The organism is Arthrobacter sp. Cr_A7 (genome assembly GCF_029222765.1).
Taxonomy (GTDB): domain Bacteria; phylum Actinomycetota; class Actinomycetes; order Actinomycetales; family Micrococcaceae; genus Arthrobacter.
In genome coordinates this window covers 1-7,516 of the sequence record NZ_JARHXQ010000347.1, presented here as the reverse complement: position 1 = coordinate 7,516, position 7,516 = coordinate 1, and the positions used below count along the sequence as shown (strand labels likewise).

At 63.6% G+C, this 7,516-nt stretch carries 7 protein-coding genes; 4 read left to right on the top strand and 3 right to left on the bottom strand.

Annotation, left to right across the window (positions count from 1 at the left end; all coding sequences use genetic code 11):
* Window positions 1–594, bottom strand: a 594-nt coding sequence (locus P2Q66_RS20740; protein WP_275731196.1) for an NAD(P)-dependent oxidoreductase, incomplete at its 3' end; no start/stop codon positions are given.
* Window positions 591–1,790 (bottom strand): aminotransferase class I/II-fold pyridoxal phosphate-dependent enzyme, encoded by a 1,200-nt coding sequence (locus tag P2Q66_RS20735; protein ID WP_275731195.1) that lies wholly within the window; start codon window positions 1,788–1,790, stop codon window positions 591–593. The genes P2Q66_RS20735 and P2Q66_RS20740, both read right to left, overlap by 4 nt.
* 185 nt (window positions 1,791–1,975) lie before the next feature.
* On the opposite strand from P2Q66_RS20735, the gene P2Q66_RS20730 reads away from it, so the two are divergent.
* The gene (locus tag P2Q66_RS20730; protein ID WP_275731192.1) at window positions 1,976–2,767 is read left to right on the top strand and encodes a PIG-L family deacetylase; all 792 of its coding nucleotides are present in this window, start codon (window positions 1,976–1,978) and stop codon (window positions 2,765–2,767) included.
* Window positions 2,768–2,842: 75 nt separating this feature from the next.
* On the opposite strand, the gene P2Q66_RS20725 is transcribed toward P2Q66_RS20730, so the two are convergent.
* The gene (locus tag P2Q66_RS20725; RefSeq protein ID WP_275731191.1) at window positions 2,843–3,775 is read right to left on the bottom strand and encodes a LysR family transcriptional regulator; all 933 of its coding nucleotides are present in this window, start codon (window positions 3,773–3,775) and stop codon (window positions 2,843–2,845) included.
* Window positions 3,776–3,931: 156 nt separating this feature from the next.
* Here P2Q66_RS20725 and P2Q66_RS20720 point away from each other — a divergent pair, with 156 nt between their 5' ends.
* The 3 genes from P2Q66_RS20720 to P2Q66_RS20710 form a co-directional block, all read left to right on the top strand.
* A complete protein-coding gene (locus P2Q66_RS20720; RefSeq protein WP_079595942.1) occupies window positions 3,932–5,236 on the top strand; it encodes an aromatic ring-hydroxylating dioxygenase subunit alpha in 1,305 nt (434 codons plus the stop codon).
* Window positions 5,233–6,627, top strand: a complete 1,395-nt coding sequence (locus P2Q66_RS20715) for a ferredoxin reductase (RefSeq protein ID WP_275731188.1) — start codon at window positions 5,233–5,235, stop codon at window positions 6,625–6,627. Before P2Q66_RS20720 ends, P2Q66_RS20715 begins: the two co-directional genes overlap by 4 nt.
* 119 nt (window positions 6,628–6,746) lie before the next feature.
* A partial coding sequence (locus P2Q66_RS20710; RefSeq protein ID WP_275731186.1) for an alcohol dehydrogenase catalytic domain-containing protein occupies window positions 6,747–7,516 on the top strand: 770 nt, incomplete at its 3' end.

Below are 7,516 nucleotides of genomic sequence, written 5' to 3'. Positions count from 1 at the left end.
CAACTCATCGAGTTCGAGCCGCCGGGCGCCCAGCTCGGCTGCCACCCTTGGATCGATCTCACTGCGCGACTGGTAGACGACCTCCATGCCGAAGGCCTTGGCACGGCGTGCGGTGGCCTGGCCGATGCCGCCCATCCCGACGATGCCGAGGGTCTTGCCTTGCAGGCTGCTGCCGAGCAGGAAGAACATGCCCCACTTCCAGGCCTGGCCGGAGCGGATGAGCCGTTCCCCCTCTCCCAGCCGACGCGTTGCCGAGAGGATGAGGCCGAACGCGATGTCGGCGGTGGCCTCGGTGAGCACGCCCGGCGTGTTGGTGGCCACGATGCCCCGTGCGGTGCAGGTTGGCACGTCGATGTTGTCATAACCGACGGCGACGTTCGCGACCACTTTGAGCTGCGGGCCCGCAGCGTCCAGCAGCTCGGCGTCGATGCGTTCAGTGAGCAGGCTCAGCACGGCATCGGCCCCGGCTACCCGGCGCAGGAGCTCCTCGCGGCCAATGGACTCCGGACCGGACCACGCATCGACGTCGTGCTCTGCGCGCAGCTTCTCGAGTGCGGTTTCGGGTACACGTCCCGTAACGACCACCCGGCTCATGCGGTCTCGATCCACTTGCGGAGGCGTCCGAGGCCGTCGCGGATATCGGCGACGTCGATGCCGGAGTAGGCGAGCCGGATGTACTGCCGCTCTTCACCGGGCTGGCGGCGGCCGAAGTGCTCGCGGGTGCAGAAGGAGACGCCGGTTTCGTACAGGGCTGCTGAGGCGAAATCGCCCACTGCCGTGTAACCCATGCGCTGCATGGCGTCGGTAACGTCAGGGAACAGGTAGAACGTGGACTGCGGGACAGCGACATGCACGCCGGAAATGTCGTTCACGAGTTCGCAGGCGGCGTCCCTGCGCCCTCGCAGGATGTCGAGCATCTCCCGTACAGGCTCCTGGGTGCCCCGGAGCGCTTCGATGCCGGCCCATTGCACGTAGTGCGTGGTGCACGACTCGTCGTTGGTGTTGAGTGTGCTGAGGATTTTGGCAACCTGGATCGGGGCGACGGCGCAGCCCAGTCGGGATCCGGTCATGGCGAACTTCTTGCTGAAGGTGTAGAGGATCACGGTGCGCTCGGCCATGCCGGGAAGTGACGCGATGGAGCTCGAGACACCCTCATAGCGCGTCTCGAAGTACGCCTCATCGGAGAGGACCCAGAGGTCGTGCTCCTGCGCGAGCTGCGCGATTGCCTCCCGCTCCGCACTCGTCGATTCGGCCGAGATGGGGTTCTGCAGGTCGTTGTAGATGATTGCGACAGTGTTCGGGGTGATCGATGCACGCACCTGGTCGAGGTCGATGGCGAAGCCCTGGCTTGTGGGCACGTAGCGGTACGGCACGGCCGTGCCACCCAGGTATTCGATTTGCGATTCGTAGATCGGGAAGCCGGGGTTGGGATAAAGCACTTCCTGGCCGGGGTTCATGACCGCCTGCAGGAACTTGGTGATGACGGGTTTGCCGCCCGTCATCACCACGACGTTGTCGGGTGAGAACTGGATTCCCCGGCGGGCGCCAATATCCTCGGCGAGGGCTTCGCGAAGCTGCGGGATGCCGGGGCCGGGGCAGTAACCCGTATGGCCGTCGGCGATGGCCCGGTTCATTGCTTCAACGATATGCGGGGCCGTGGGGATGTTGATGTCCCCAAGATGGAAGGGGAACACGGGATTACCCTTCGCCTTCCAGGCGGCCGCGGCTTGGGCGACGCTGAAGGCAGTTTCGGTGCCCAGACGTTCGAGCCGGTGCGCGAGTTGCTGCATGCTGTTCCACTCCTCATTGAGTTGACGATCCATCTTTCGCAGATGCAGCCCTAGTATAGGACTCATATATCAATAGCCGGAAAAAGATATAAGAGCAACGCCTTCCGTTGGTAAGGCGGCAGGTCGTCGTCGAGCACGTCTTGGCAGTCTGTATTTCTGGATCCGCGGGGTTTAGCCTCTGTCCTATGGACGAAGCCCGTTCACTGGCCGTTGTGGTTGCGCATCCCGACGATGATGCCTATGGTTGCGCGGGCTCCATTGCCCTGCACGAGAACGACCCCGGGTTCCGGTTCTGCCTGGTCCTTGCGACCGACGGCGGGGCCGGGCAGATCGCAGAGGGCGTCCCCACTACGCCGCAGGAGCTGGGCACTTGGCGGCGAAAGGAAAGCGTCAATGCCTGGCGGGCCCACGGCACCATTCCGGACCGGCACGAATGGCTGGACTACGACGACGGGCACGTCCCGGAAGTGGATTTCGAGGAGCTGGTTAGGAGGATCCTGGCCATCCTGCTCCAGGAGCGCCCGCAGGTAGTGGCGACTTTCGGGCCCGACGGGATCACAGGGCACCGCGACCACATCGCAATAGGCAGGGCCACGGACGAAGCCTTCACACGGGCACGCCAGGTTCCGGGCCCTGGATTGCAACGGCTCGTTCACGGCGCCCTGCGCGCGTCCACCTTTGAACGCTGGAACCAGAGGCGGCAACAACAGGGCCTGGAGCCTTGGGACCCTGCCCGTGAGTACCATCTGCGCCCGGTTCCGGATGAGTGGATCGACATTGACGTGGACACGAGTACGGTGGCGCACCGGATCGTCGCGGGCCTTTTGGAGCACAAATCCCAGCGACATGTCATTGTCGACCCCGGCGTGAACGAGCGCCGGTGGGCCAGAATCGTTTCCCGGGAGTCTTCGATCATCGCGTGGCCGACCAGGCTGCCGGACAGTCCGCTGCTGACCGACCTGTTTGAGGGACTCTGAGCTGCCCCTCAACGTCCCGCCTTTATTGCGGGTGGACCTGCCTGCCCGTCAGCAACTAACCGTGACCGTGCTGCTTCAGTGATCGTCTTCGGGCCGTGCCGTGAGGATCCGATGGGCCCTGTCCTGAAGAATGCCGAGCGATTCCTGGATCAGGGGCGATGCGATGCTGCCGCTGCGCACCGCAGCGACAATCCGGCGCGCAGGCTTCCCCTTGCCCGTAATGCGCAGTCGAACCACGTTTTCGGCGCTGCGCAGGGGCGCCAGCCGCGGCAGCAGGCCTACGCCCAGCCCGGCACCAACGAAGGCGATCTGGGTTTCCCATTCAACGGCCTCATGGGCAATACGGGGCGTCACCCCGACTGCCGTGAACGCCGCGGTGAACAGGGAATGGTAGGTGGATCCGGCTGCCTCGGTGATCCAGGGTTCCGACGCCAGCTCTTCGAGCGTCACCGTTTCCCGCGATGCCAGCGGATGGTCGGAGGGAATGATCACGTCCAGGGGATCATCAAGCAGAACGGTCTGCTCGAAGCGGGGATCGTCCTCGACATAGGTGTGGGACTGCATGGCAACAATGACCGCGAGATCGATTCGCTCGGCAACCAACAAGTCGAAACAGCGGTCCGGGTCGGCTTCCAGAACCTGCACCTCCAGCAGGGGGCGTGTTGAGCGCAAGGCAGCGGCCAGCGGCGCTAGCAACTGGGCGGCCGCCGTCGAGAATCCGCCGAGGCCAAAACGGGACTGCACCTGGTCGCCTGCCTCCATAGCCGCAGCCCGCAGGCTCTCCCATTCAGCAACAAGGGCGTCCGAGCCCTCCACCAGAAAGCGGCCCGTGGCGGTCAGCCGCACACCCCGGCCGTCCTTCGTCAGCAGCTGCATGCCAAGCACGCGCTGGAGCTCCCGCAGTTGTGCGGAGACGGCGGAGGGAGAGTAACCCAAGAGCTCTGCGGTTGCGCCGACGGTGCCGCACCGGGCAAACACCCGAAGTGTTGTGAGGCGTTGATCAATCATGCACCTATTGTGCACTGTTATCTCCGGAATCTTGCGCTTTTATTGCAGCCCGCGCCGCCCTAATCTCGTGGAACAACGACTTTTGGCAACGGTTGCACCACGCATCCGCGGTCTCGACAGATCTCACAAGTACCCACGCCTCCCGGGAGGAAACCCATGACTGCTCCAGTGCACCTGCCCCTCAATTCACGCGGAAAACTCGCCTCATCATTGCCTGCTGAGCAGCTGGCGGAAATCACCGAGTTGTTCGCTTTCCGGCGCGCAGGGTATTCCCTCGATGCACCCTTCTACACCGATTCCACGATTTTCAAAATCGACATGGAAGCCATTTTTGGCCAGCACTGGATTTTTGCCGCCAGCATTGCCGAACTCCCGGAGCCGGGCGACTACGTCACCGTCGACTATGGTCCCTACTCCCTGATCGTGCTGCGCAACGACGACGGCGGCGTGAACGTCCTGCACAACGTATGCCGCCACCGCGGCGCCCGCGTCCTGACCGAGACTGCGGGGTCAACAGGAAACCTGGTCTGCGGCTACCACTCCTGGACGTACTCCCCCGAGGGCAATCTGATCCACGCCTCGGCACCCGGGGAAACGAAATTCGACAAGAGCTGCTTCGGCCTCAAGCGCGCCCACAGCCGCGAGGTTGCCGGACTCATCTTCGTCTGCATTGCGGACGAGCCGCCGGCCGACTTTGACGAAACCTCTAAGATCTTCGAGCCTTACCTCGCACCCCACGATCTGTCGAAGACGAAAATCGCCTACCAGCAGAACATCGTTGAGGAAGGCAACTGGAAGCTCGTCATGGAGAACAACCGTGAGTGCTACCACTGCGACGGCCACCCGGAGCTCGCCTGTTCCCTCTTTCCCACCTGGGGCCTGACGGAGGGCCTGATCCCGGCCCATCTCGAGGAAGTGTGGGACCGCAACAAGGAAGCACAGTCCTCGCTCGAGGAGCGTTGCCGCCGCTATGGCCTCCCCTACGAGGTGGTCGAGGAGCTTGACACGCGCATCGCGGGAATCCGCATCTCACGGGAATCGCTGGACGGCGAAGGCGAATCGTTCTCGCCCGACGGGCGCCGGCTTTCCAAGAAGCTGCTCGGTGACTTGCGGGACTTCCGACTTGGCCGCTGCTCGATGCACCTGCAGCCCAACAGCTGGTTCCACTTCCTGGGAGACCACGTCATCACCTTCGGCGTCTTCCCCATCAACGAACACCAAACCCTCGTGCGCACCACTTGGCTGGTAGCTGACGACGCCGAGGAAGGCGTCGACTACGACCTGGACAAACTCACCTACACCTGGAAGCAGACCAATCTGCAGGACAAGGCGTTCGTGGAGCTGTGCCAGACGGGCGCCGGAAGCCCCGCCTACGAGCCCGGCCCGTACATGAAGAGCGAGTACCAGGTGGAGGCCTTCATCAACTGGTACGTGCAGCGCGTGCAGGAGCACTTGGCATGATTGAACTCCTCACTGAGACGGCAACCCAGGAACCACAGCGCATCCGCGGTCTTGAGATGCCGTGGAACAGGGTCATGGGCAGCACCGAAGGACCCGCCAGTGCCGCCCGCGCCTTGGGCCCCTGGCATCCGCAGGAGTTCATGGCCGAATGTGTCGAGACCGTGCCCGAGGCCGGCGGCATGATGACCTTCGTATTCCGCCGCTGCGACGGTGCGCCGCTGGCGTTCCGTCCGGGCCAGTACGTGAACGTCGCATTTCCCGTAAACGGCGAGGACCAGGACCCGGCGGACCGCAGCTACTCGCTGTCCAGTTCACCCACCCAACCGTGGACCTTCGACATCACCGTCAAATGTGATCCCACTGGTCTGGTCTCGCCATGGGTGCACGAGAACGTCAAACCCGGCACCGTCCTCGAGATGCTGGGACCGGTCGGGGCATTCCACCTGCCCGACGCCGACCGGCGGGCACGGTACCTCCTGCTGGCAGCCGGCGCAGGCATCACTCCCATCATGTCGATGGTGCGGACCATTCACTCCCTGCCCGGACAGGCCGACGTCGTGGTCCTTTACCACGGAGCGGAGGCCGGAGGCTTTGCCTTCCATAAGGAACTGGCCTACATCGCCTCCGTGGACTCGCGGATCAAGGTCTTCTACTCCCTGGGTGACCGCAGCAAACCCGAGGGCTGGGAAGGGCTCAGTGGAAGGCTGACGGCGGCCATGCTCGACGAGGTGGCCCCCGATGCCAACGGCCGCCAGGTCTATGCCTGCGGCCCGGAAGGCTACCTGAATACCGCCACTGAACTCCTGCAAAAGGTGGGCGTCGATGACACCTCCATCTACATGGAATTCTTCTCCGGAGACCGCCAGACGCTCCTCGAATACCAGGCGGAGCTCGCGCTTGCAGTAGATATTGCGGAGGAAATCGCCGAGGAAATCGCCGATTCGGCCGAGGACTACTATGAAAGCCAGCCCGCCGCGTTCGGGCTTTACGAGCCAGGCTACGACGCCGAGGGAACCCTGAAGGCTACGGGGCTGCCGCTGGAAACCGTGGACCCGGACGCGCCCTCTCCCGACGCGCGGCCCGAGGCCGCGACCCCCGATGCCTCCAGCTTCGACACAGTCGGAACGGGAAGCCTCACCCTGTCCTTCATGCGCACCGGCATTAACGTACGCATCGACCCCGCAGAGCACATTCTCGAGGCGGCACAACGGGCCGGTGTCCGAATCGGCGCGAACTGCAAGGAAGGCATGTGCGGCTCCTGCAAGGTCGTCAAGCTTTCCGGGGACGTTGAGATGAACCACCAGGGCGGCATCCGGGCACGGGAAATCGCTGCAGGCAAGTTCCTGCCCTGCTGCTCCACCGCGAAGACCGATATGGTGATCGACGCCTAGCCGGTTCCAGCTTCGCTAGGAACTTCCTTCACCAAAACCGACAACAAACTACCTCACGGACAGTCTGCTGCAAGCAGAATCACGTGAGGGTTCGATATACAAACCATAGGAGCCATCCATTGTCAGGTAACAAAGCCGTTGCATACAAGGAACCGGGGATCGTGGAAATCATCGACACTCCGTATCCCACCTTCGAACTGCAGGCCGGCCCTGGCGTTAATCCCGTCAATGTCGGCCGGAAGGTCCCCCACGGCGTCATACTGCGCACCGTGAGCACCAACATCTGTGGCTCCGATCAGCACATGGTTCGTGGCCGCACCACCGCCCCGGCCGGCCTCGTCCTGGGGCACGAGATTACCGGGGAAGTCATCGAGACCGGGCCCGACGTCGAGTTCATCAAGGTCGGGGACATCGTCTCTGTCCCCTTCAACATCTCCTGCGGGCGCTGCCGGAACTGCAAGGAGCGCAAGACCGGGATCTGCCTGAACGTGAACCCGGACCGTCCCGGGTCCGCCTACGGCTATGTTGACATGGGCGGATGGGTCGGCGGCCAGGCCGAGTACGTCCTGGTCCCGTACGCAGACTGGAACCTTCTGAAGTTCCCGGACCGCGATCAGGCCCTGGAGAAGATCATGGACCTGACCATGCTTTCCGACATCCTCCCCACCGGTTTCCACGGGGCTGTCACGGCAGGTGTCGGCGTCGGGTCCACCGTTTACGTTGCCGGCGCCGGTCCAGTGGGGCTTGCAGCGGCGGCAAGCGCCCAACTGCTGGGGGCCGCGGTGGTCATTGTGGGGGATCTCAATGAGGATCGCCTGGCCCAGGCGCGTTCCTTTGGCTGCGAAACCGTCAACGTGGCCAACGGTGACCCGGCTGACCAAATTGAGCA

What these genes read in the sequence shown, in the direction of transcription:
- P2Q66_RS20735 (WP_275731195.1), bottom strand. Translation starts at nt 1,790, where the DNA reads ATGCAGCAACTCGCGCACCGGCTCGAACGTCTGGGCACCGAAACTGCC.
- P2Q66_RS20730 (WP_275731192.1), top strand. Translation starts at nt 1,976, where the DNA reads ATGGACGAAGCCCGTTCACTGGCCGTTGTGGTTGCGCATCCCGACGAT.
- P2Q66_RS20725 (WP_275731191.1), bottom strand. Translation starts at nt 3,775, where the DNA reads ATGATTGATCAACGCCTCACAACACTTCGGGTGTTTGCCCGGTGCGGC.
- P2Q66_RS20720 (WP_079595942.1), top strand. Translation starts at nt 3,932, where the DNA reads ATGACTGCTCCAGTGCACCTGCCCCTCAATTCACGCGGAAAACTCGCC.
- P2Q66_RS20715 (WP_275731188.1), top strand. Translation starts at nt 5,233, where the DNA reads ATGATTGAACTCCTCACTGAGACGGCAACCCAGGAACCACAGCGCATC.